Here is a 24,358-nt window from a genome sequence, read left to right as displayed (position 1 = left end):
CCGGTGCCGGACTTGGGTCGATCATGACCGGGCATCGCGGGCACAGGGACGTGCCTATCCCACTCTACTTACGGATGCGCAGCTCGCTCGGAGTCCGGCATGGCAATCAGTGTGTTCGACCTGTTCAAGATCGGTATCGGCCCTTCCAGCTCGCACACGGTCGGCCCCATGCGCGCTGCCGCGCTGTTCGTCGGCGCCCTGCGCGAGCGGCAGTTGCTCGAACGCACCACGCGCGTGGAAGTGCGCCTGTATGGCTCGCTGTCCGCTACGGGCGTCGGCCACGGCACCGACCGCGCGGTGATCATGGGCCTGATGGGCGAATGGCCGGACCGCATCGACCCGCGCCAGATCGAACCACGCATGGCCACGCTGCGCGAGTCCGGCGAATTGCTGCTGGCCGGCAGTCGCGCGATCCCCTTCGACTGGATCCGCGACATGCGCCTGCTCGAAGAGAACCTGCCCTACCACCCCAACGCCATGCGCCTGACCGCCATCGAAGGCGACCAGGTGCTGCACAGCGACACCTACTACTCCATCGGTGGCGGCTTCGTGGTCGACGAGGAACAGGCCGCCTCCGGCAGCCTCGACACCGACAGCACCGTGCTGCCCTACGACTTCGCCAGCGCCGCCGAACTGCTCGTGCTCTGCCGCCGCCACAACCTGCGCGTGTCCGAGCTGATGATGGCCAACGAGCGCATGTGGCGCAGCGAAACCGACATCCGCGAAGGCCTCAAGGTCATCTGGCAGGCCATGCGCGACTGTGTGAACAACGGCTTGAGCCAGGAAGGCATCCTCCCCGGTGGCCTCAACGTGCAGCGGCGTGCCGCACGCCTGCACCGCAACCTGCAGGAAATCGGCAAACCCAACGTCATCGGCTCGACGCTCTCGGCCATGGAATGGGTCAACCTCTTCGCCCTCGCCGTGAACGAGGAAAACGCCGCCGGCGGGCGCATGGTCACCGCGCCCACCAACGGCGCGGCCGGCATCATCCCGGCGGTGCTGCACTACTACATGCGCTTCAACCCCGATGCCAGCGACGACGACGTCACCAACTACTTCCTGGCCGCTGCGGCCGTCGGCATCCTGTGCAAGAAGAACGCCTCCATCTCCGGTGCCGAGGTCGGTTGCCAGGGCGAAGTCGGTTCCGCCTGCGCCATGGCCGCCGCAGGCCTCGCCGAAGTGCTCGGCGCCAGCCCCGAGCAAGTCGAGAACGCCGCCGAGATAGGCCTGGAACACAACCTCGGCCTGACCTGCGACCCGGTCGGCGGCCTCGTCCAGGTGCCCTGCATCGAGCGCAATGCCATCGCCGCGGTGAAGGCCATCAACGCCGCGCAAATGGCCCTGCGCGGGGACGGCCAGCACTTCATCAGCCTCGACCAGGTGATCCGCACCATGCGCAACACCGGCGCCGACATGCACGACAAGTACAAGGAAACCTCGCGCGGCGGATTGGCCGTCAGCATCATCGAGTGCTGACCCGCAATCGACCACGCCAGGCCTGGCGCGCCCCCTGATGGCGCAAGCGGTACGCCCGTCCCGACGGCACCAGGGGCGTTACCGTTCCGGGCACAGCACCGCCGGTCGCGTGACCGGTGAGTGCTACCAAAAACCCCAGCCCAAGATCCATGCGTATTTGCGACCTTCGAGGCGTCGCAATCCGGGCCTGCAAAAGCGGCATTCCCATGCCGTTTTCTTTTTTAATTGAACGCCCATTCAACCTAGGCACGGCATTTGCCTTGCTAATAGGTAGAGAGAACAGAGGAGCAGTCCGGGCCGCGCCCGGGTCAGGTTCCCGAACAGAACAACAAGCATAAGAAACGCCTCCAGCGAGGCGACTGTGACTAGCGTGAGGTGATCGAATGAACGCGTTCAACCCCGGAGTTCCCCCGCAAAACCGAGCTCCGCAGTCCATCGGCTTCCTGCTGCTGGACAACTTCACCCTGATCTCCCTGGCCTCGGCGGTGGAGCCGCTGCGCATGGCCAACCAGCTGTCCGGTCGTGAACTCTACCGCTGGCACACCCTGAGCCTCGACGGCCGCCAGGTCTGGGCCAGCGACGGCCTGCAGATCACTCCTGACGCAGCCTGCGACAGCGCTCCGCAGATGGACACGCTGATCGTGGTCGGTGGCGTCGGCATCCAGCGCAGCGTCACCCGCGAGCACACCACCTTCCTCCAGGCCCAGGCGCGCCTGGGTCGCAAGCTCGGCGCCGTGTGCACAGGCAGCTGGGCCCTGGCCCGCGCCGGCCTGCTCGACGGCTACGACTGCTCGGTGCACTGGGAATGCCTGGCCGCCATGCAGGAAGCCTTCCCCCGCGTGGCCATGAGCACCCGCCTGTTCTCCATCGACCGCAACCGCTTCACCTCCTCCGGCGGCACCGCGCCGATGGACATGATGCTGCACCTGATCGGCCGCGAGCACGGCCGCGAGCTGTCGGCGGCGATCTCCGAAATGTTCATCTACGAGCGCATCCGCAACGAGCAGGACCACCAGCGCGTGCCGCTCAAGCACATGCTCGGCACCAACCAGCCCAAGCTGCAGGAAATTGTCGCGCTGATGGAAGCCAACCTCGAGGAACCCATCGACCTCGACGAACTGGCCGTCTACGTCAATGTCTCGCGTCGCCAGCTCGAGCGCCTGTTCCAGAAGTACCTGCACTGCTCGCCGTCGCGCTACTACCTGAAGCTGCGCCTGATCCGCGCGCGCCAGTTGCTCAAGCAGACCTCCATGTCCATCATCGAAGTCGCCTCGGTCTGTGGCTTCGTCTCCACGCCGCACTTCTCCAAGTGCTACCGCGAGTACTTCGGCATCCCGCCGCGCGACGAGCGCCAGGGCCAGCCGATCGGCCAGCCGGTCATGGTCATGCCGATCCCGCAGGATCTCGCCCTCATGCCCAACTCCTCGGCCATCTCGGCCCTCAGTCAGGCCCAGGGCGAATCCACCTTCGCCAGCGTGCGGGTGCTCTGAATCCAGGGAGGCGGGAAACGAAAAGGGGAGGCCCATGGCCTCCCTTTTTTCATTCCTGTGACGCATTACGCCCCATCATTCAGATTCGTCTGAATCGCAAATCGCGCTGAATCTCGCAGTCTCCGAAGGGTTCGCCAGCATTCTTCGGAACCTCGGGACACATGGAAACCGCCCTCGAATACCTGGCCCAGCGAACGCGGGAGCTCTATCGCAAGGCCATCGAACAGGATCACGCAAGCCTGACCGGCATCCAGCTGCTGCGCCAACTCGAACGCCTGCGCCCGGAAATCTTCGACGTCAGCCGCCACCTCACCGACCTTTTCGGCGAGCACACCGGCGCGCTCGAACAGGCCAGGGCCGACAAGGCGGAAAAACTCATCGTCGCCCTCCACCGCCGGCTGCTCAGTGGCTACTGGCACCTGCTGCGCACCCGCCGCGCCGAGCGCAAGACCGCCGCCCTGCTGATGCAACGCATGGTCCGCAGCCTGCAGGAAATCCACTTCAACTGCTTGCAGAACCACCACCCCGCCCCGCCAGGGCTGTGGAGCCTGCTGCACCAGGTGTACGGGCGCGCCCTGCGAATCGAAGTCCAGCACCTGCCCATCGACGACGGCGAAGCCTTCGAGCCGCGCAGCCAGACCGTCGCCGGTGGCTATCTGCACTGCCTGCTCGTGGTTGGCTCCCGGCCGTTGGAGATTCCCGCGCAATACCTGCCGGCATTGATCGAATCGACCCAGGTCTTCTCCTCCATCGTGCACATCCGACCGGAGCAACCTGGCAGCCATTGGCTGCTCGAACGCGAGTACGACCGGCCCTTCCGCGAACCCGACACGACCAGCCGTGAGCAGGGCCTCGCCCTGGCGCTCGACGAACTGCTGGACATGCTCAAGCGCTTCACCGACGCGAGTGCGGGCGACTCAGCCTTTGACCTGAATGCCCACCTGCTCGCTTGCTGGAACGAAACCGGCACCGAGCCCTGGCAGGTCTGCCGGGGCTTCCCGGCACTGCTCGCGCACCTGGGCGTCGCCGACGACACACGCCTGGATGCGAGCCACTTCGAGCGCCAGCAAGAAGTGAGCGATGTCTGGTCCCAGCAACGCGGCGGCCGTGGCGGGCTGGACGAGATGGTCGCGCACCCGCACGACATCGAATTCAACCGCCCGGTGTCCAAGGCCAGCCTCCCGCCTGCCCGGCCGCTGACGCAGCCTCGTAGCAGCGAACGGCACTTCAGCGGCCACTGGGAAGGCTCGCCGCCACCCACCGTCGGCGAGCTGCTTGGCATCCGCCAGTCGGCCAGCGGCTCCTGGTACCTGGCGCAGGCGGAAAGCCTCCGCCTGCTCGGCGGCGAACGCTACGAGTTGCGCGGCGCCTGGCTTTCCTCAGAGCCGCGCCCCTGCCGCCTCAGCCTGCGCAGCAAACTGCAGGAGAGCGCGCCGCGCCACGGCTTGCTGTTGCCTGAAGGGAATGGGTTGCGCGTGCTCTGCCCGACACTGCCGCTGGATGCCGGGCGAAAGGTCACGGTGGAGGACCAGGGCCGACGCTACCTGGCCCTGCTGGGCGATCCCATTGGCGACACCTTCCCGCTGTCACCGCTGGAAGTGGCCGCCGACCTGCCCTGAAGGCAGGGCTGGCGCCAGCGGCGATCACAACGCCTTGGGTACCAGCGCCGGCAGCAGCTGGCGGGAGATCGCCTCGCGTACGGCCGGCAGCAGGGTGGCGTTGCCGGCGAGCATTTCCTCCACCAGGCGACGCAGCGCCAGGGAGCGCTCCGGCGTCAGACCACGCACGGCGTATTCGCAGGCCTGCTCCGCGGTGACATCCGGCGGCACGGCGAAGCCCAGCGCTTGCAGGCGTTCGCGGAAATCGTCCTGGTCGATCAGGTCGGCGTGCATCATCGCGGGTCTCCTTGGGAGCGGCAGGGTCTGCCTCGATTCTGGTAAGCCCGGCGGGGCGCGGCAAGCACCTGTCCGGCGGAATGTCCGCGGCGGGCAAGCGCAGGTCGTTTTCGACTAACCGGGGCAGCGGCGCGGCGCGCAGACTGGCTTCCACACCCTGCGGCGGCACCAGCACCGGCTGCAGGGCCTCGCACACTGAGAGCCCGCATCGGCTCGATTTGTCCCCTGCCGCGCGTCGGGCGCCGCAGGGGATTTTTTTGGCTCAGCGCAAGTGGCGGCGCAGGAATGCCAGCAGAGCGACGCGCAACTGCACCACTTCCGCCACGTCGTGGGCGCGCAGGCAGCCGTGGACCAGGCCGGGCCCGGCGAAGTACTCCACGTCCACGCCAGCCGCGCGCAGACGGTCACGGTAGAGAGCACCGTCATCGCGCAGCGGGTCGAATTCGGCGACAGCGATGAAGGCCGGCGGCAGACCACGCAGGTCTTCGGCCATCAGCGGCAGCGCGAGGGGATCGCGACGGTCGGCGGGCCGCGACAGGTAGGCGTTCAAACAGTTATCCACCTCCTCGCTGGTCAGCAGGGGCGCGTTGGCGCACTGCGTGCGCGAGGGTGTCGGCTGGTCGCCCAGAGCAGGGTAGATCAGCGCCTGGGCCCCCGGCAGCGGCTCTCCCGTGTCGCGCAGGGCGAGGCAGAGCGCGGCGCTCAAATTGCCGCCGGCACTGTCGCCGGCCACCACCAGGCGGGCGATGTCCACCGGTTCGCCCAGGCTGCCGCTGCGCAGGCGCTGCCAGACGATCCGGCAGTCGTGCAGGGCGGCGGGATAGGGATGCTCCGGCGCCAGCCGGTAGCTGACGGCAACCACCAGGGCCTGGAGCCGGGCGGCCAGTTCCGCGCAGATGACGTCGTGGCTGCCGGCATTGCCCAGCGTCCAGCCGCCACCGTGCAGATAGAGCACCGTGGGCCAGCCGCTTTCCGGCGCGAGCGAGGCGGGCCGGTAAAGACGGATTTCCGGCAGGCCTTCCAGCAGCAGTTCGCTGATGCAAAGCCCAGCCGGGCGCGGCGGGCAGAAGGCCTCGGCCATGCGTAGATAACCTTCGCGCTGGGCGGCGAGGGTGGGACTGGCGACGGCCATCGATTGCGTGCGAACGACGAACGCCTGCATGGCATCGGACAGCGGATAGCGCCGCGTCATGGAGCGCTCAACCCGGCAGGCCGATGACACGGCCCACGTAGTCCGGACGCGGCAGCGGCCGATGGGCCTCGGCCAGCGCCAGCACGCGCTCCAGCACCACGCCTTCGAAGGGCGCTGAACGTGCCCCGCCTTCGAGGTTCACGTGCAGCAGCATCTGTTCGCTGGCGGCCAGGGCGAGGTCTTCGCCGGCGCGGTGCAGGCTGTGGAAAACATGCAGGCGCTTGCGGTCGTGGGCGATCAGTTGGGTGCGCACTTCGACCTTTTCACCCTCCTTCACCTCGTGCAGGTAGTTCAGGTGTACTTCGAGGGTGAACAGGGAAGCGCTGGTGGCGGCGCGATGCTCCGCGTCGAGGCCCAGGTGATCCATCAGGGCGTCGGTGGCGTAGCTGAACAGCAGCAGGTAGAAGGCGTCGCGCAGGTGGCCGTTGTAGTCGGTCCATTCGGCGAGGATGGGGGTTTCCCAGGTTTTCAGGGCGTGCATGGCTGTGCGTCCGTGAGGCCCTCACCCAGCCCTCTCCCAGTAGGGAGAGGGGCGGTTCGGAGCGGGTGATGAACCGTGAGGTTAGTCGGCGAAGGCGAAGCCGTGTCTGGACTTGGTGTCCTTGATGGCGCCGAGTACCGCCAGCAGGCAGTCGTCGCGATAGCGCTCCAGCTCGGCAATGCTCCGCGAGCCCTGCTGTTCACTGGTGCCTTCCACGACGCGGTCGATCAGCGTGTCGGTCAGCTCCGGGGCCGGCAGGTAGGTCCAGGGCAACTGCAGCGCCGGGCCGAACTGGGCCATGAAGTGACGCATCCCGGCGTTGCCGCCGGCCAGGGTGTAGGTGAGGAAGGTGCCCATGAACGACCAGCGCAGGCCGGCGCCGAAGCGGATGGCGTCATCGATCTCGCCGGTGCTGGCCACGCCATCGTTGACCAGGTGCAGCGCCTCCCGCCAGAGGGCTTCGAGCAGGCGGTCGGCGATGAAGCCCGGTACTTCCTTCCTCACGTGCAGCGGCCGCATGCCGAGCGATTCGTAGACCTTGATCGCGGCCTGGACGGCTTCGGGCGCGGTCTTCTCGCCGCCCACCACTTCCACCAGCGGCAGCAGGTACACCGGATTGAACGGATGGCCGACCACGCAGCGCTCGGGGTGTGTAGCGTCGGCGTAGAACTCGCTGGGCAGCAGGCCGGAAGTGCTGGAGCCGATCAGGGCGTTGGGCTTGGCGGCGGCGCTGATCCTGGCGTGCAGCTCGCACTTCAGGTCGAGGCGTTCGGGGGCGCTTTCCTGGATGAACTCGGCGTCGCGCACGCACTCTTCGATGGTCGCGACAAAGCGCAGGCGGTCCTGCGAGGCGCCGGGGGCGAGGCCAGCCTTTTCCAGCGCCGGCCAGGCATTGGCGATGCGCGCGCGCAGAGCGGCTTCGGCGCCGGGAGCCGGGTCCCAGGCGACGACGTCGAGGCCGTGGGCCAGGGCGCGGGCGACCCAGCCACTGCCGATGACGCCGCTGCCGAGGGCGGCGAAGGTTTTGATGTCGGTGATGAAGGGCATGGTAGCTCCAGCAGGAATGAGGGATTACCTGTAGGAGCGAGCTTGCTCGCGAACAAAGTCCGCAGCGGGGCTGGTTCGCGAGCAAGCTCGCTCCTACGAAGAGCAGTTCGTACGCAGGGTGATTGGATCAGCGCGGCTTGAGATTCATCTTCCTGCGCCCCTCGGCCGGGGTCAGGGCGCGGCCGCCCAGGCGCTGGATGATCTCGATGGCACGTTCGACCAGTTGGCCGTTCGTGGCGTGCACACCACGGTCCAGCCAGATGTTGTCTTCCAGGCCGACCCGCACGTTGCCGCCCAGCAGCATGGCCTGGGCGACCATGGGCATCTGCGAGCGGCCGATGCCGAAGCCGGCCCAGGTCAGGCCGTCGGGGATGTTGTCGGCCATGGCCTTCATGGTGGTGGTGTCCGCCGGTGCGCCCCACGGGATGCCGAGGCAGATCTGAATCAGCGGGTCCTCCAGCAGACCTTCCTTGAGCATCTGCTTGGCGAACCAGAGGTGGCCGGTGTCGAAGATTTCCAGTTCGGCCTTCACGCCCAACTCGGTGATGCGCTTGGCGCCGGCACGCAGCTGGGCCGGGGTGGAGACGTAGATGAAGTCGCCATCGCCGAAGTTCAGGGTGCCGCAGTCCAGGGTGCAGATTTCCGGCAGCAGTTCTTCGACGTGCTTCAGGCGCTCCAGCGGGCCGACCAGGTCGGTGCCGGCGCCGAACTCGAGCGGCTGTTCGCCCTGGCCGATCTGCAGGTCGCCGCCCATGCCGGCGGTGAGGTTGATAATGACGTCGGTGTCACTCTCGCGGATGCGTTCGACCACTTCGCGGTAGAGCTTCACGTCGCGGCTGGGCTTGCCAGTCAGCGGGTCGCGGACGTGGCAGTGGGCGACAGTGGCGCCGGCCTTGGCGGCCTCGATGGCGGCGGCGGCGATTTCCTTCGGGGTGACGGGAATGGCCGGGTGCTTGCCGACGGTATCGCCGGCGCCGGTCACCGCGCAGGTGACGATTACTTCGTAGTTCACGGTGGCTGTCCTTCTTGAGGTCGAACGAACCCACTGCGCGCCGGACGACGCGCAGGGAGTTGCTGGTAAGTGGTTACTTGAGCGAGGCCTGTACGGCGGCGAGGCCGTCCTTGCCGTCGAAGGTGGTCACGCCATCGAGCCAGGCCTTGAGCGGCTCGGGGTTCTGCTTCAGCCAGGCCTTGCCGGCATCCACCGGCTGGCTGCGGTCGAGGATCGGCACCATCACCTGGCTCACCTGCTGGCTGCTGAACTTGAGGTTGTGCAGCAGCTTGGCGACGTTGCCGCACTGCGCCTGGTAGCCGCCGGCGGTCATGATGGAGACGGTGGCGGAGCCTTCGTTCGGGCCGAACACGTCGTCACTGCCGGTGAGGTACTTCATATCGATCTGCAAGTTCATCGGGTGCGGTTTCCAGCCGAAGAACACCACCCACTGCTGGCGCTTGATGGCGCGCTTGACCGCGGTGAGCATGCCGGCCTCGCTGGACTCGACGATCTGGAAGCCCTTCAGGCCGAACTTGTCGTCGGCGATCATCTTCGCGGTGATGCGGTTGGAGCCGCTGCCGGGCTCGATCAGGTAGATCTTGTTGCCCAGCTTGTCCTTGAACTTGGCGATGTCGGCGAAGGTCTTCAGACCGCCATCGTAGACGTAGGTCGGCACAGCGTAGGTGGACTGCGCGTCCGGCAAGGTCGGCGGGGTGATCACGTCGATCTGCTGCTTGTCGAGGTAGGGCTTGGCCACCGGCTGCATGGTCGGCTGCCAGTAGCCGAGGAAGACGTCGAGCTGCTTGTCGGCCATGCCGGCGAGGACGATCTGCTGCGAGGCGCTGGTCTGCTTGACCTTGTAGCCCAGGCCGTCGAGCACGGCTTCGGCCACGGCGCTGCTGGCGACGACGTCGGTCCAGTTCACCGTGCCCATGCGCACGTTCTGGCACTGGGCGGGCTCGGCGGCCCAGGTGGTGCTGGCGGCGGCCATTAGTGCGGCGCAGCCGAGCGCTCTGATCGATAGCTTCATGACTTCTCCCTCAAGGCCTTTGCGGCGTTGGTTATCGTTGTTGTACGTCATGCGGCCCTCAGGGGGCTGGAGAACAAATTACGCAGGCGCAGCCCCGGCGAATCGCACTGCGGCGACCAGCTCTTGCACAGCAGCGACCTCCCCGATTGCCAGGGCGACTTGCATGGTTCATAAGCAAGGGCAGGCTGCCACTATGTCGCCCTCCCATCGCACGGTACCCGCCATGTCCCAAGACTTCTGGTTCCTGCTGTTGCCCGGATTTTCCGTGATGGGTTTCGTCTCCGCCGTGGAGCCGCTGCGGGTGGCCAACCGCTTTCGCGGCGAACTCTACCGCTGGCACCTGATGAGCATGGATGGCGGACCGGTGCTGGCCAGCAACGGCATGTCGATGAACGCCGACAGCGGCCTGGAGGCATTGCACGAAGGCGATACGCTGCTGGTGGTGGCGGGTTTCGAGCCGCTGCGCGCCTGCACCCCGGCGCTGCTGCACTGGCTGAAACGGCTGGACCGTGATGGTGTGACACTGGGCGGCATCGACACCGGCAGCTTCGTGCTGGCCGAGGCTGGCTTGCTGCAGCGCCAGCGCTGCACGGTGCACTGGGAAGCGCTGGAGGCCTTCCGGGAGACTTATCCACAGGTGCAGGCGACCCAGGAGCTGTTCGAGATCGACGGCCCGCGCATCACCTCCGCCGGTGGCACCGCGTCCATCGACCTGATGCTCGACCTGATCGCCCAGGCCCACGGGCCGGAGCTGGCGGTGCAGGTATCGGAACAGTTCGTGGTCGGGCGTATTCGCAACCGGCAGGACCACCAGCGCTTGCAGATCGCCAGCCGCTATGGCGTGAGCAACCGCAAGCTGGTGCAGGTGATCGGCGAGATGGAGCGCCACACCGAACCGCCGCTGACCACGCTGGAGCTGGCCGAGCGCATCCAGGTGACACGGCGCCAGCTGGAGCGCCTGTTCCGCTTGCACCTGAACGACACGCCGTCGAACTTCTACCTCGGCCTGCGCCTGGACAAGGCCCGCCAGCTGCTGCGCCAGACGGACATGAGCGTGCTGGAGATCGGCGTGGCCTGCGGCTTCGAGACGCCCTCGTACCTGTCGCGCAGCTACCGGGCGAAGTTCGGGGTGTGCCCGAGCCAGGATCGGGTCGGGTTGCGCAAGGTCGTCGCCAAGGCAGTCATCCCGCAGGCATGAGTCTCCTGCAGGAGCGAGCGGGCTCGCGAACGGTGTCAATCGGCAGTGTCGGAGCTTCGCGGGCTCGCGAGCAAGGGCTAGGCGCCCCTCGGTCCCACGAATAGCAGGTTGGCAATATCTGTGTGGTCGCCGTCATTTACCCGTTCACGGGCCGAGCGGAGTATGGAGACCAGCTTCCCCCCACTGCCTTTGGAGACCACCATGAACGAAGCCCGCCCCCCTCTGCCGCCGTTCACCCGCGAAACCGCGATCCAGAAAGTCCGCCTCGCCGAGGATGGCTGGAACAGCCGCGACCCGCACCGTGTATCACTGGCCTATTCACCGGAGAGCCGCTGGCGCAACCGTGCGACCTTCGTCCAGGGGCGCGAGCAGATCGTGCAATTCCTCACCGCCAAGTGGGTGCGCGAGCAGGAGTACCGGCTGATCAAGGAGCTCTGGGCCTTCACCGACAACCGCATCGCCGTGCGCTTCGCCTACGAATGGCACGACGACTCGGGCAACTGGTTCCGCTCCTACGGCAACGAGAACTGGGCGTTCGACGAGAACGGCCTGATGTACGAGCGCCACGCCTGTATCAACGACCTGCCAATCAGCGAGGACGAGCGCCTGTTCCGCTGGCCGCAGGGGCGCCGGCCGGATGAGCATCCGTCGCTGAGCGGGCTGGGACTGTAGCGGGTTATCCACAATCCACAGCCGGTTGGCTGTTTTACGAGCGGTCCTGCCCGCGAACGACCTCTGCAACGAGGCCGGTTCGCGAGCAAGCTCGCCTTTACAAAAGCTGTTATGCCGGGACAGCGCGGGCGGGAACGGTGGAGGAGATGCGGCTGTCCTCCAGGATCATCGCCGCCGCCCGCTCGCCGAGCATGATGCACGGCGCGTTGGTGTTGCCGCTGATCAGCGTCGGCATGATCGACGCGTCCACCACGCGCAGGCCCTTCAAGCCATGCACGCGCAGGCGCAGGTCGACCACAGCCATCGCGTCTTCGCCCATCTTGCAGGTGCCCACCGGGTGGAACACGGTAGCGGCGTATTCGCGCAGGTGCTCCAGCAGTTGCTCGTCGGTCTGCACCTGCGGGCCGGGCAGCATTTCGGCGCCGCGGATGTTGTCGAACTCCGGCTGGGCGAGGATCTTGCGCGCCAGCTTCACGCCTTCCACCAGCACGCGGCCGTCTTCCTCGTTGGCGAGGAAGTTGTAGTCGATCTCGATGTCGCCGCCGGGCTTCACGCGCAGCTCGCCGATGCTCTTCGGGCGCAATACGCAGGTGTGCACGGCGTAGCCATGGCCCCACTCGAACAGGCGGCCACGGTGGCTGCGGTAACCGGGGACGAAGTGGAACTGCACGTCGGCCAGGCCATCCGCCAGCGGTGTGCGGGCAAAGCCGCCGGCTTCGACGTAGTTGGTGGTCAGCCAGCCCTTTTTCGCCAGCAGGTACTTGAACGGCGACAACAGGATTTGCGGCAGCGAACCCAGGGAGAAGCCCAGGCTAAGCGGGCTGGGCGAGCGCACGGTGACCAGGCCGTCGAGGTGGTCCTGGAGGTTCTTGCCCACGCCCGGCAGGTCGTGCGTGACCGCGATGCCGGCGGCTTTCAATTCCTCGCCCGGACCGATGCCGGAAGCCAGCAGTATCTGCGGCGAACCGAGGGAGCCGGCCGACAGAATCACTTCGCGGCGCGCCAGCAGGCGTTCGCCGCTGCGCAGTTCGATGCCGGTGACGCGCTCGCCTTCCAGCAGCAGACGGCCCACCTGGCGGCCGCTCAGCACGGTGAGGTTCGGGCGCTGCAGCGGCGCGACGAAGGCGCGGTAGCTGCTCAGTCGCTTGGCGTCCTTCTGGGTCACGTTGTAGATGCCCACGCCCTCGAACTCGCGGCCGTTGAAGTCATCGTTGCGGCGCAGGCCGAGGTGTTCGGCAGCCTTGATGAACAGGTTCGACAAGGGGTTCGGATCACGCGGCTTGTCCACCACCAACTCGCCGAGGGTGCCGTGCAGCGCCGGGTCCTGGCCCAGCAGGTTGCGCTCGGATTTCTTGAAGAACGGCAGCACATCCTTCCAGCCCCAGCCGGGGCAGCCGTCCTGCTCCCAGCGGTCGTAGTCGGAGGCGTGGCCACGGATGTAGATCATGCTGTTCATCGAGCTGGAGCCGCCCAGGGCCTTGCCACGCGGGCAGTGCAGCGAGCGGTTGTTCAGCCGCTGCTGCGGTGCGGAGTAGAAGTTCCAGCTGAAGATCTTGCTCTTGTACAGCGTGATGGTGCCGGCAGGGGTCTGCACGCGCGGGCTGGCATCGCTGCCGCCGGCTTCCAGCAGGCAGACGCGCACCGACGGGTCGGCGCTCAGTCGGTTGGCCAGGACACAGCCGGCGGAGCCGGCGCCGACGATGAGGTAGTCGTAGGTGGAATCGTTGGACATGGGGGTTTTCCTTTGGTCCTTGCGTGAATGGCAGAACCCCTCACCCCAACCCTCTCCCGAGGCAGAGGGGGCCGAACGGTGCTGCAGCGAATCACCGTATCGGCCGGCGCCCTGCAGAAGGCGCCGGCCGACGGCAGGTCAGTGCGCTTCTTCCAGGTCGTCGTGCAGCAGCCCGAGGATCTCGCGCTTCATCTCGATGAACTGGCGGTCCATGACCATGTCCAGCGAGCGCGGGCGCTCGATGGGCACGTCGAGGATGCGCTTGATGCGGCCGGGGCGTGCGCCCATGACGTAGACGCGATCGCCCAGCAGGATGGCCTCGTCGATGTCGTGAGTGACGAACACCACGGTCTTCTTGCTGTGGTCCCACACGCGCAGCAGCAGTTGCTGCATCTGCATGCGGGTCTGGCTGTCGAGAGCGCCGAAGGGCTCGTCCATCAGCAGGATCTGCGGGTCGTTGGCCAGCGCGCGGGCGATCGCCACGCGCTGCATCATTCCGCCGGAGAGCTGCTTGGGATAGTTGTTCTCGAAGCGGCGCAGGCCGACTTCGTCGAGGTAGTAGTCGACGATCTCGCGGCGCTCGGCCGCCGGCATGCCGCGACGCTTGAGGCCGAACTCGACGTTCTGGCGCACGGTCAGCCAGGGGAACAGGGTGTAGCTCTGGAACACCATGCCGCGGTCGGCGCCCGGGCCGTCGACCAGTTGGCCGCCGACGTAGATGTCGCCTTCGGTGGGCTCGGCCAGGCCGGCAGTGAGGTAGAGCAGGCTCGACTTGCCGCAGCCGGACGGGCCGACGATGACCGCGAACTGCTGGTCCGGCACTTCGAAGGAGACGCTCTCCAGCGCGCTGAAGGTGCCGCCCTCGGGCGTGCGGTAGCGCAGGCTGACGTTCTCCACCCGCAGGCGCGGCGGCCTGGCTTGTTCCTGACCGGTCACGGCCGCTTCTTCCTGCTTGATCGCTACTGCGCCCATGACGCCACCTTCAGTCGGATGAATCGGAAGAGTTGGTCGGTAATCAGGCCCAGCAGGCCAATGATGGCGATGGCCAGGAAGATCACGTCGACCTGGAAGCCGCGCATGGCCTTGAGGCTGATGTAGCCCAGGCCGCTGGAGGCGGCGACCAGTTCGGCCACGACCAGGTAGGTCCAGGCCCAGCCCATGGTCACGCGCAGGGTGTCGAGCACGCCCGGCAGCGACGCCGGGCCGAGCACGTGAAGGACCACGTCGCGACGGTTGCAGCCCAGGGTGTAGGACGCATTGACCAGGTCCTTGGCGACGCCGCGGGAGACGTCCGCGATCATCACCAGTTGCTGGAAGAACACGCCGAAGATGATCACGGTGACGCGCTGTTCCAGGCCGATGCCGATCCACAGGATGAACAGCGGCACGAAGGAGGTCACCGGCAGGTAGCGAATGAAGTTCACCAGCGGTTCGAGGAAGGCCTGGACGATGCGGAAGCTGCCCATCAACAGGCCCAGCGGCACCGCCACCAGCGAGGAGATGATGAAGCCGATCATCACCACCTTGACGCTGGCCATCACGTGGGTGGCGAGGGTGCCGTCACTGGCCAGGCGCACGCCGGCCGCGAGCACCGCGTCCGGGGTGGGCAGGAACATCGCCGGCACCACGCCGCCATAGGAGAGCCCGGCCCACAGACCGAACACGAGCAGCCAGCACAGGGTGCCGGCGGACCAGACCAGCTTCAGCGGCAGGTCGACCTTGGGCGTCAGGCAACGGCTGAGCCAGGATTGCGAACGACGAGGCATCGCGGATTCCTCCAGGCGAGCGGCACGGCGCCGCCCGCGGGGACAAGAGTGAGACGGTTACTCGGAGACGAAGCGCGGGTCGACCAGGTCGTCGTAGCTGACTTCCAGGCGCTTGCCCTGCAGGCCGCTCCAGGTTTCGTTGGCGAGGCGGATCAAGCCCTTGATGTCGCCGGGCTTGCCGGGAGTGCCAATGAGTTGCTCGCTCATGGCCTTGTCGTAGAAGCGCACGCCCTTGGCGGCATCGGCCAGGGCCTTGGGATCGGAGAGGTAACCGCCGACGCCCTTGGCCATGATGGCGTAGGCCTCGTCCGGGTGCTCCTTGGTGTATTGCACGGCCTTGTACAGGCCTTTCACCAGGGCCTTGACGTCCTCGGGCTGCTTCTCGATCACGTCGCAGTTGAGGGCGACCACGTCGACGATCACGCCGGGGGTGGTGGAGCTGTCTACCAGCACCTTGCCCTGCTGCTTCTCGCGTACCAGCGAGAGGTGCGGTTCCCAGGTCACGGCGGCGGGTACGCGGCCGGCGATGAAGGCGCTGGCCGCGTCATCGGCGGTCATGTTCTGCACCTTGATGTCGCTCATGCTCATGCCGGCGTGCTTGAGCAGGTAGGCCAACCAGAACTGCGAGACAGAGCCTTCGTTGACCGCCACTTCCTGGCCCTTCAGCTGGGCCAGGGAGGTGACGTCCTTGCCCACCAGCACGCCGTCGCCGCCATGGCTGTCGTCCAGCGCAGCCACGGCCTTGAAGCAGAACTTCGGCCGGTACTTGAGGATTTCGTCGATGGTGGAAGCGGAGCCGGAGAGCTGGCCGGAGGCCTGGGCCGCCATGTACATCGAGGCTTCCTCGATGGTGGTCAGCTGCAAGTCGAGGCCCTGCTCCTTGAAGTAGCCCAGGTCGCGGGCGAGATAGAGGGTGCCGTAGCCGACCCAGGTGGTATGGCCGATGGACAGGGTACCGGCCTGCGCGCCAGAAGCGGCGGCGAGAGCCAGGGCGGAACACGCGATGGAACGCACGAGCAAGGACTTGATCATGAAGCACTCCCACAGCCGTTTGGCTTTGTTGTTAATTTACTGCGGCAGTGGCCAGGAGGCCGGTAGAACCGGGACATGGGCGGCATCGGGCTCTATGGCCCAGCGTCTGAAGGCTTTGTCTCGCGACATGTCTGACAGGCCGATGGTGGCCGAAGCGGGAGGCTCGGAAAATTATTAAATATGTCGTTGCGCCATAAGAAAAAGCTGCCTTGCCGGCGAAATTGCACCAGCATGGCGCAGGGGAGAGCTCGGCCGCGCGCGGGTTGTTCCGCGCTGCACTATGGTTGAACGCAGCTCTCCTCAAGGAAGGTTTCCAGCATGGCCCCCCGCCCCATTCTCTCGGCCCTGGCGCTCGTCGCCGGGCTGTCGTTGCATCCCGCTGCTGCCGTTGCCGCCCAGGGCCAACCACAGGCCAGTGCGCCCGCTTCGCCGGCAATGGCCGAAGAACTGAAATGGCCCCGGGATTTCGCCCTGGGCGACCAACATGTGCAGATCTTCCAGCCGCAGATCGAAGACTGGGACGGCACCCGCATGGGCGGCCGGGCGGCCATCGCCATCGGCGCCGCCAATGCCGCGCCCACCTATGGGGTGGCGCAGTTCTCCGCCGCCGCCGCCATCGACAAGGCCAGCGGCCTGGTGCAACTCACCGACCTGCGCATCGAAAAGGTCGAAGTCCCCACCGCACCAGACAGCGCCGACAAGGTGCGCGATGCCCTGGTGGCGCGGCTGCCCAAAGAAGGCCTGACAGTCTCCCTCGACCAGTTGCAGGCCAGCTACGCGGTGAACCAGCAACTGGACAAGCTGCGCCACGTGGAAGTGAAGAACGACGCGCCGCAGATCATTTTCGCCAGCACCCCGACCGTGCTGGTGATCATCGACGGCCAGCCGAAGTGGCAAGCCCTGACGGGCAGCGACTTCGAGCGGGTTATCAACAGCCGCGTGCTGCTCCTGCGCGACGCCCAGGGCAACAACTACCTGAACGCCGCCGGTAACTGGTACACGGCGCAGGCGCTGGACGGCACCTGGCTGGTGCTCAGCCAACCGCCCAAGGTGCTGCTCAGCGCCCAGCAGGCGGCGGAGAAGGCCGGCCCGGTGGACGCTCTGCTGCCCAAGAACGGCAAGAAGCCGGGCAAGGCGCCGGCCGTGCGGGTGGCCACGCAGCCCACCGAACTGATCGTCAGCGACGGCACCGCGCAGATGGCGCCGGTGGACGGCGTCAGCCTGCTGAGCCTGAACAATGCCGATCACGCGGTGTTCGTCGATCCGACCCACAACACCTGGTACGTGCTGGTATCCGGCCGCTGGTTCAGCGGCCCGGGTGAGAAAGGCCCGTGGACCTATGTGCCCGGCAAGGACCTGCCCGCCGACTTCGCGAAGATCTCCGCCAAGGACCCGAAAGCCAACGTCCTCGTGTCGGTTCCCGGTACGCCCCAGGCCAAGGAAGCCGCCATCGCCGCGAGCATTCCGCAGACTGCCAGCGTCTCGCGCAGCAAGGCCACGCTGAAGGTGACCTATGACGGCGCGCCGAATTTCCAGTCGATCACCGGCACCAGCCTGAACTACGCGGTGAACACGCCGACGCCAGTGATCGAAGTGACGGCCAACCAGTTCTTCGCCGTGAGCAACGGCGTCTGGTTCACCGCGCCCAGCCCGAGCGGGCCGTGGCAAGTGGCCACCGAAGTGCCCGCGGCGATCTACGGCATCCCGCCCAGTTCGCCGGTGTACTACGTGACGTATGTGCACATCTACTCGGTGACCCCGCAGACCGTGGTTGTCGGCTACACGCCGGGATACCTGGGCGTGGTGGTCAACAGCGACGGCACGGTGGTGTACGGCACGGGCTACGCCTATCCCGCCTATGTCAGCAGCACGGTGTACTACGGTTATCCACCGACCTATGGCTACGGGGCGGGCTTTGCCGTCGGCGCGCTGACCGGCTTCGCCTTCGGCTACGCCGCCGGAGCCTGGTGGGGCACGCCGGAGCCATACTGGGGCCCGTACTGGGGACCTTATCCACAGGGCGGCTGGAGTTATACCAACATCAACCAGGCCAACTTCTACGGGCGCTGGGGCCAGGGCACCGTCACCCACGCCGATGGCTACAACGCCTGGACCGGCACCCAGTGGCAGGGCAGCTCGGCGGCCGGCTACAACCCGCGCACCGGCACCCGTTTCGCCGGTAGCCAGGGCGCGGCGTTCAACCCCTATACCGACCAGGGAGTGGCCGGCCGGCGCGGTGCCTATTCCAATGCTTCCACCGGTATCTCCGCCGCAGGGCGCAGTGGCGTGGCCTACGATGCCGATAGCGGCGACTTCAAGGCCGGCCAGCAGGGCGTGAAGCACAACGCCCAGACCGGTCGCACCACCATCGCCGAGCGCGGGGTATCCGGCGATGTGGATGACGGCCGCGGCAGCTACGACCACGACAACCGCGGCGTGACCTACAACCGCCGCACCGGCAACGCCGTGGCCTGGAAGAATGGCGACGTCTACGCCGGGCACGATGGCAACGTCTACCAGCACACCGACAACGGCTGGCAGCAACACACCAGCAATGGCTGGCAGCCCGTCCAGCCGAACCAGGCCAACATGCGTGGGCAACTGGAGCAGCAGTACCAGTCGCGGCAGGTCGGCCAGCAGCGCTTCAATCAGACGCAGCGGCAGTGGGGCGGTGGAGGGCATTTCGGCGGCGGCCACATTGGCGGCGGCGGTTTCCGCCGCTGAGGGTGTGGACAAGGTTTTCCACACCGCCTGAGCCTGTGGAAAACCACGTCAGGCAAGGATCGGCACTTATCCACACACCTTGCCCTTGCCCCCTCACCCTCGGCAAGATGCCCGCTCCCACCACCCTCTTGGGGTTGCCGTGACCGCTCTGTTCCAGGCCCTGTGGCCATTGTTCGCGTTGATCGTCGGCGGCTTCGTGCTGCGCCGCAAAGGTTTCCCCGGCGAGGCCTTCTGGCCGGCAGCCGAGCGGCTCAACTACTTCATCCTGTTTCCTGCGCTACTGGCCAGCAGCCTGGCCAGCGCGCCGCTGAACGACCCCGGCCTCGCCCGCCAGGCGCTGGCAGTGGTGCTCGGGCTGGGTATCGCCTGGATTGCCCTGCTCATCGCCAAACGCCTGCGTGGCTGGAATGCCGCGCGCTTCGGCGCCATCGCCCAGGGCGTGCTGCGCTTCAACACCTACCTGGGGCTGGCGGCCGTGGGCAGCCTCTATGGCAAACCGGGCCTGACCCTGGCCGCGCTGATGCTGGCGCTGATGGTGCCGACAGTGAACGTGATGTCGGTCTGGGCGCTGACTGCCGAACGCGGCATCAGCCCGCGTTCGCTACTGCTGCCGATTGTCAGGAACCCGCTGATCCTCGCCTGCGTGGCGGGCGCGTTGCTGAATGTGAGCGGCATCGGCCTGCCCGGCGGTACGGACCGGCTGTTCAACCTGCTGGCCGTAGCGAGCCTGCCGCTGGGCCTGCTCTGCGTGGGTGCAGCACTGCAGCCGCAGGAGCTGCGCGCGGAGGTCTCGGCACTGGGCTGGAACTGCGCAATCCGCCTGCTGGCCATGCCTTTGCTGGCCTTCGCCATCGCTCGCCTGCTGGCACTGCCGCCGCTGGAGAGCGCACTGCTGGTGATGTTCTTCGCGCTCCCCACAGCCCCGACCGCCTATGTACTGACCCGCCAGCTGGGCGGCGAAAGCGGACTGATGGCGGGGATCATCACCCTGCAGACACTGCTGGCCGGCGCCAGCCTGCTGCTGGTGATGGGTGCGATCCAGGCGCTGGGCTCCTGAAATTTGTCCACTGCATCTGGATTGAACCTGCGCAAATCCCCACCGATCTGTGGAAATATTCCGCGAAAGCCTGCTGAAAGCTTGACCCCCTAGCATCGCCGCCTCGGTCCTCCCGGCCGGACCTGCGTTCGCGCAGCGTACAAAAACAACAATCGGTGATCGCTCATGCCCCGTTTCCTGTCCGCCCCCGCTCCCACTCCGTCCGTACCACTCGTGCTTATCCACAGCCGCTGCTGAACCTCGGCGCCGAGACGGAGTTATCCCCATGCTGACTTTCCTCGCCTTCGCCATGGTGGCGACCTTCATGTTCCTGATCATGACCAAGCGGCTTTCGGCACTGATCGCGCTGATCCTGGTCCCGATCGCCTTCGCCCTGCTCGGCGGCTTCGCCAAGGGCCTGGGACCGATGATGCTGGACGGCATCCGCACCCTCGCGCCGACCGGCGTGATGCTGATGTTCGCCATCCTCTACTTCGCCATCATGATCGACTCCGGGCTGTTCGACCCGGCGGTGCGGCGCATCCTCAAACTGGTGAAGGGCGATCCGCTGAAGGTATCGATGGGCACCGCCGCGCTGGCGATGATCGTCTCGCTGGATGGCGACGGCTCGACCACCTACATGATCTGCGTGGCCGCCGTGCTGCCGCTGTACAGCCGCCTGGGCATGAGCCCGCTGCTGATGGCCTGCCTGATCATGCTCTCCAGCGGCGTGCTGAACATGACGCCCTGGGGCGGCCCCACTGCCCGCGCAGCCAGCGCCCTTCACGTCGACCCGGCGGACATCTTCGTGCCGATGATCCCGGCCATGCTCGCCGGGATCGCGGCGATCTTCGCCCTCGCCTGGGCCTACGGCAAGCGCGAGCGCGCCCGCCTGGGCGAGTTGCACCTGCCGATCGACCACGAAGCGATGGCGGAAGTGAGTGTGTCGCAATACCCCGAGGTGCGTCGGCCGAAGCTGCTGTGGTTCAACGCCGTGCTGACCGTTGTGCTGATGGGCACCCTGATCGCCGGCCTGCTGCCGATGCCGGTGCTGTTCATGATCGCCTTCGGGATCGCGATGATCGTCAACTATCCCTGCATCCTGGAGCAGAAGAAGCGCATCGGCGCCCACGCCGAGAACGTCCTCGCGGTGGTCTCGCTGATTTTCGCCGCGGGCGTATTCACCGGGATCCTCTCCGGAACGGGCATGGTCGAAGCCATGTCCAAGAGCCTGCTGGCGGTGATCCCGCCGGCGCTGGGGCCGTATCTGGCGACCATCACGGCGCTGGTGAGCATGCCGTTCACCTTCTTCATGTCCAACGACGCTTTCTACTACGGCGTGCTCCCGGTACTCTCCCAGGCCGCCGCGCAGTACGGCATCACGCCGGTGGAAATGGCCCGTGCCTCCATCGTCGGCCAGCCGGTGCACCTGCTCAGCCCGCTGGTGCCCTCGACCTACCTGCTGGTAGGCCTGGCCAAGATCGACTTCGGCGACCATCAGCGCTTCACCCTCAAATGGGCCGTGCTGGTGTGCCTGGCGATCCTCGCCGCCGCGCTGCTGCTGGGCCTGTTCCCGCTGTTCAATGACTGACCGATCAACGACCGACTTCGAGTACCGCGACAATGGAATGGCTGACCAGCCCTGAAATCTGGATTGCGTTCTTCACCCTGACTGCCCTGGAAATCGTCCTGGGCATCGACAACATCATCATGATCTCCATCCTGGTCGGCCGCATGCCCAAGCACATGCAGCCGCGCACGCGCTTCTTCGGACTGGCGCTGGCGATGGTCACGCGCATCCTGCTGCTGCTCTCGATCACCTGGGTCATGCGCCTGACCGCCGACCTGTTCCACGTGTTCGGCCAGGGCATCTCCGGGCGCGATCTGATCCTGTTCTTCGGCGGCCTGTTCCTGCTGTGGAAAAGCAGCAGCGAAATCTTCCACGGCCTGGAGGGCGAGGATGAAACCGAGGGAGAACCCAAGAGCGTGATGGGTGGCTTCATCGGCACCATCATCCAGATCGCCATCATCGACATCGTGTTCTCGCTGGACTCGGTGATCACCGCCGTGGGCATGGTTTCCAACGTGCCGGTGATGGTCGCGGCCATCGTCGTGGCGGTCATGGTGATGATGCTGGCGGCGGGCGCCATCAGCGACTTCATCGACAAGCACCCGTCGCTGAAGATGCTCGCGCTGTCCTTCCTTATCGTGGTCGGCACCGTGCTCATCGCCGAAGCCTTCGAAGTCCACGTGCCCAAGGGCTACGTCTACTTCGCCATGGCCTTCTCGCTGGCGGTGGAAGCGCTGAACATCCGCATGCGCACCGCGCGTGGGAAGAAGGAAGTGGACCCGGTGAAGCTGCGCAAGGACATCCCAGGCCAGTAGCCCACGGCAGGCAATAAAAAACCGGGCTATCCACAGCCCGGTTTATCCACAGCAACGTACCTCAAGGACGTGCAACCGGCTCCGGCCAGTTCAGCACGCCCTTGTCGTTGAAGCGCACCGTACCGAACAACCCACCGGCCAGTTTGCCGCTGATTTCGTAGGGCATGCCCTGGCGCGGTGGACCGCCGGACAGGCCCCAGGCCTGGCGGAGCGCAGAGAAAGCCGAGATGCTCACCGGCACACTGATCACCGTTTCGCCGAATCGCGGCACCTGCCCGCTGGCGTCGCTCACCCCGCTGGCCAGCGGCTGGCCGTTCACCGAAAGGTCCAGGGCGATACCGTTGTAGTCGATGGCCTGGTCATTGGGGTTCTGCACCCGCAGCTTGACCGTGAAGCGCGCTTCCATGCCCTGCCCGGTCGCCGGCTCCAGGCCGACCAGGTCGATGCGCAGCGGATCGCGCGTGCCGAACAGACTGCTGCACGCGCCCAGCGTCAGTAGCGCGGCCATCAGGATCAGGCGATGTAGCTTGGCCATGCGGCCTCCTCGTCGATTCACTTCAGGGTAGCCGGGCGCAACCGCCATACGGTGTTACCCACATCATCGGCCACCAGCAGGCCGCCAAACTTATCCACAGCGACGCCGACCGGACGGCCCATGGCTTCCTCCTTGTCGTTGACGAAACCATCCAGCACCGTCACCGGCTGGCCGTTGGGCTTGCCGCCGCCGAAGGGGATGAACACCACCTGGTAACCGCTGCGCGGCTTGCGGTTCCACGAGCCGTGCTGGCCGATGAACACGCCGCCACGATAACGCTCCGGCAGCAGGCTGCCCTGATAGAAGGCAAGGCCGAGGGAGGCGGTGTGCGAACCCAGGGCGTAGTCGGGCACCAGGGCCTTCTGCACCATGTCCGGGCGCGGCGGTTCGACGCGTTTATCCACATGCTGGCCGAAGTAGCTCCAGGGCCAGCCGTAGAAGCCGCCGTCCTTCACCGAGGTCATGTAGTCCGGCACCAGGTCGTTGCCCAGTTCGTCGCGCTCGTTGACGGCTGTCCACAGGGCGCCGCTGTTGGGCTCCCAGCCCAGCCCGTTGGGGTTGCGCAGGCCGGAGGCGAATACCCGCACGTTACGGCTGGAAAGGTCGATCTGCAGGATCGCCGCGCGGTGCTTCTCCGCGTCCAGCCCGTTCTCGCCGACGTTGCTGTTGGAGCCGACGGTGGCGTAGAGGTAGCGGCCGTCGGGGCTGGCGAGGATGTTCTTGGTCCAGTGGTGGTTGATCGGCCCGCCCGGCAGGTCGACGACCTTTTCCGCCGGTGCGCTGATCGCCGTCTCGCCAGTCTTGTACGGGAAGCGCACCACGGCATCGGCGTTGGCCACATACAGCCAGTTATCCACAAGCGCCATGCCGAAGGGCGAGAACAGACCTTCCAGCAGCACGCTGCGCTGTTCCGGCACGCCATCGCCATCGCTGTCGCGCAGCAGGGTGATGCGGTTGGCGCTGGGTACCGAGGCCCCGGCCTTGGCCATGACCTTGCCGGCGACCCAGTCCTTCAATCCGCCGGACTCTTCCTTGGGCGGTGCCGAGCTTTCCGCCACCAGCACATCGCCGTTGGGCAGCACGTAAAGCCAACGCGGGTGTTCCAGCTTGTCGGCGAAGCGCTGCACCTCCAGGCCTTCGGCAGCACGGGGCATCTGCCCGGCGGGCCAGCCGGTGGCGGTGGCGATGTTGACGGTGGGCAGCACGCTGCTCTGGGGTTCGGGCAATTGCGGTTGAGGTCCGGTGCCGGCGGTGAACGGCAGCGCCGACTTGTCGCCGCAACCGGCCAACGCCAGTACGATCAGGAGGGGGAACGACCTACGCATGCGACTTCTCCTCGGCCTGTGGCGCATCCATGTCGATGAGCACTTCTGTCAGCAAATGGTTAGGCAGTCTAGACATATCCGCCCGCCGATCCGTGCGAAATAACCGATGCAAAGCCTCTCGCACCCGTGTTTGATCGGCTTTACTGACAGACAGGAATCCCGGCAAATCAGAGATTTGGCGAACCCTCAGGGAAGAACGAGGGTCTACCATGACAGTCTTGTGACAATCGCCTGAATGCTGCCGTGTCCTTCTCGGCCCTCCGCGCTGTCTGTACGGAGCCGCGGGCGAGGTCGTTACAGGGTCCGTCGACGGACGCTCCGCCCGCGGGCCCATTTGCGTGCAAGGGG

At 66.4% G+C, this 24,358-nt stretch carries 21 protein-coding genes; 9 read left to right on the top strand and 12 right to left on the bottom strand.

Translation table 11 applies throughout. The features are described 5' to 3' along the window. Positions 1-99 precede the first annotated feature (99 nt). From GJV37_RS20980 to GJV37_RS20970, 3 genes are all read left to right on the top strand, one after another. Positions 100-1,476: an L-serine ammonia-lyase gene (locus GJV37_RS20980; protein WP_193452917.1), complete on the top strand. Its 1,377-nt coding sequence runs from the start codon at positions 100-102 to the stop codon at positions 1,474-1,476. A 383-nt stretch (positions 1,477-1,859) separates the two neighbouring features. Further along, positions 1,860-2,966 carry a choline metabolism transcriptional regulator GbdR gene (gene gbdR, locus GJV37_RS20975; RefSeq protein WP_024766695.1) on the top strand — a complete coding sequence of 369 codons (1,107 nt, stop codon included), beginning with the start codon at positions 1,860-1,862 and terminating at the stop codon, positions 2,964-2,966. Positions 2,967-3,127: 161 nt separating this feature from the next. Then, positions 3,128-4,585, top strand: a complete 1,458-nt coding sequence (locus GJV37_RS20970; RefSeq protein ID WP_170858194.1) for a hypothetical protein — start codon at positions 3,128-3,130, stop codon at positions 4,583-4,585. 24 nt (positions 4,586-4,609) lie between these two features. Here the strand turns inward: GJV37_RS20970 and GJV37_RS20965 are convergent, their stop codons facing one another. The 6 genes from GJV37_RS20965 to choX all read right to left on the bottom strand — a co-directional run bounded on the left by GJV37_RS20965 (position 4,610) and on the right by choX (position 9,605). Continuing rightward, on the bottom strand, positions 4,610-4,861 hold the full coding sequence (locus GJV37_RS20965) for a hypothetical protein (protein WP_024766693.1): 252 nt from the start codon (positions 4,859-4,861) through the stop codon (positions 4,610-4,612). Between the two features lie 262 nt (positions 4,862-5,123). Continuing rightward, positions 5,124-6,053 (bottom strand): alpha/beta hydrolase, encoded by a 930-nt coding sequence (locus GJV37_RS20960; protein WP_065083772.1) that lies wholly within the window; start codon positions 6,051-6,053, stop codon positions 5,124-5,126. A 7-nt stretch (positions 6,054-6,060) separates the two neighbouring features. Further along, positions 6,061-6,534: a thioesterase family protein gene (locus GJV37_RS20955; RefSeq protein ID WP_169889362.1), complete on the bottom strand. Its 474-nt coding sequence runs from the start codon at positions 6,532-6,534 to the stop codon at positions 6,061-6,063. An 81-nt stretch (positions 6,535-6,615) separates the two neighbouring features. Further along, positions 6,616-7,581: an L-carnitine dehydrogenase gene (locus tag GJV37_RS20950; protein ID WP_170858193.1), complete on the bottom strand. Its 966-nt coding sequence runs from the start codon at positions 7,579-7,581 to the stop codon at positions 6,616-6,618. 127 nt (positions 7,582-7,708) lie between these two features. Then, entirely contained in the window at positions 7,709-8,593 is an 885-nt protein-coding gene (gene cdhC / locus GJV37_RS20945) for a 3-dehydrocarnitine:acetyl-CoA trimethylamine transferase CdhC (RefSeq protein WP_084359823.1), read from the bottom strand. A 73-nt stretch (positions 8,594-8,666) separates the two neighbouring features. Beyond that, positions 8,667-9,605 (bottom strand): choline ABC transporter substrate-binding protein, encoded by a 939-nt coding sequence (choX, locus tag GJV37_RS20940; protein WP_193452916.1) that lies wholly within the window; start codon positions 9,603-9,605, stop codon positions 8,667-8,669. A 223-nt stretch (positions 9,606-9,828) separates the two neighbouring features. On the opposite strand from choX, the gene GJV37_RS20935 reads away from it, so the two are divergent. Both GJV37_RS20935 and GJV37_RS20930 read left to right on the top strand, forming a co-directional pair. Beyond that, on the top strand, positions 9,829-10,803 hold the full coding sequence (locus tag GJV37_RS20935) for a GlxA family transcriptional regulator (protein ID WP_037010367.1): 975 nt from the start codon (positions 9,829-9,831) through the stop codon (positions 10,801-10,803). 201 nt (positions 10,804-11,004) lie between these two features. Then, the gene (locus GJV37_RS20930; protein WP_084359822.1) at positions 11,005-11,475 is read left to right on the top strand and encodes a nuclear transport factor 2 family protein; all 471 of its coding nucleotides are present in this window, start codon (positions 11,005-11,007) and stop codon (positions 11,473-11,475) included. Between the two features lie 109 nt (positions 11,476-11,584). Here the strand turns inward: GJV37_RS20930 and GJV37_RS20925 are convergent, their stop codons facing one another. The 4 genes from GJV37_RS20925 to GJV37_RS20910 all read right to left on the bottom strand — a co-directional run bounded on the left by GJV37_RS20925 (position 11,585) and on the right by GJV37_RS20910 (position 16,005). Beyond that, entirely contained in the window at positions 11,585-13,207 is a 1,623-nt protein-coding gene (locus GJV37_RS20925) for a GMC family oxidoreductase (protein WP_169889364.1), read from the bottom strand. Between the two features lie 138 nt (positions 13,208-13,345). Continuing rightward, complete coding sequence (locus tag GJV37_RS20920; RefSeq protein ID WP_024764975.1) at positions 13,346-14,179, bottom strand: ABC transporter ATP-binding protein; 834 nt, start codon at positions 14,177-14,179, stop codon at positions 13,346-13,348. Next, positions 14,167-14,973: an ABC transporter permease gene (locus tag GJV37_RS20915; protein WP_024764976.1), complete on the bottom strand. Its 807-nt coding sequence runs from the start codon at positions 14,971-14,973 to the stop codon at positions 14,167-14,169. The genes GJV37_RS20920 and GJV37_RS20915 overlap by 13 nt, the downstream gene beginning before the upstream one ends. 57 nt (positions 14,974-15,030) lie before the next feature. After that, positions 15,031-16,005: an ABC transporter substrate-binding protein gene (locus GJV37_RS20910; protein ID WP_024764977.1), complete on the bottom strand. Its 975-nt coding sequence runs from the start codon at positions 16,003-16,005 to the stop codon at positions 15,031-15,033. A 318-nt stretch (positions 16,006-16,323) separates the two neighbouring features. On the opposite strand from GJV37_RS20910, the gene GJV37_RS20905 reads away from it, so the two are divergent. The 4 genes from GJV37_RS20905 (at position 16,324) to GJV37_RS20890 (ending at position 22,150) form a co-directional block, all read left to right on the top strand. Continuing rightward, positions 16,324-18,729, top strand: a complete 2,406-nt coding sequence (locus GJV37_RS20905) for a carbohydrate-binding family V/XII (RefSeq protein WP_193452915.1) — start codon at positions 16,324-16,326, stop codon at positions 18,727-18,729. 85 nt (positions 18,730-18,814) lie between these two features. Then, positions 18,815-19,786: an AEC family transporter gene (locus GJV37_RS20900; RefSeq protein ID WP_176707206.1), complete on the top strand. Its 972-nt coding sequence runs from the start codon at positions 18,815-18,817 to the stop codon at positions 19,784-19,786. 265 nt (positions 19,787-20,051) lie between these two features. Beyond that, a complete protein-coding gene (locus GJV37_RS20895) occupies positions 20,052-21,356 on the top strand; it encodes a CitMHS family transporter (protein WP_193452914.1) in 1,305 nt (434 codons plus the stop codon). Positions 21,357-21,388: 32 nt separating this feature from the next. Continuing rightward, positions 21,389-22,150: a TerC family protein gene (locus GJV37_RS20890; RefSeq protein ID WP_024764981.1), complete on the top strand. Its 762-nt coding sequence runs from the start codon at positions 21,389-21,391 to the stop codon at positions 22,148-22,150. 61 nt (positions 22,151-22,211) lie between these two features. On the opposite strand, the gene GJV37_RS20885 is transcribed toward GJV37_RS20890, so the two are convergent. Both GJV37_RS20885 and GJV37_RS20880 read right to left on the bottom strand, forming a co-directional pair. After that, positions 22,212-22,685: an LEA/WHy family protein gene (locus tag GJV37_RS20885; RefSeq protein WP_193452913.1), complete on the bottom strand. Its 474-nt coding sequence runs from the start codon at positions 22,683-22,685 to the stop codon at positions 22,212-22,214. 17 nt (positions 22,686-22,702) lie between these two features. Next, complete coding sequence (locus GJV37_RS20880; protein WP_038803449.1) at positions 22,703-24,010, bottom strand: PQQ-dependent sugar dehydrogenase; 1,308 nt, start codon at positions 24,008-24,010, stop codon at positions 22,703-22,705. Positions 24,011-24,358 lie beyond the last annotated feature (348 nt).

Origin of the sequence: Pseudomonas nitroreducens (assembly GCF_010994165.1) — a bacterium.
Lineage (GTDB): Bacteria > Pseudomonadota > Gammaproteobacteria > Pseudomonadales > Pseudomonadaceae > Pseudomonas > Pseudomonas nitroreducens.
This window is presented reverse-complemented; position numbering and strand designations above follow the sequence as displayed.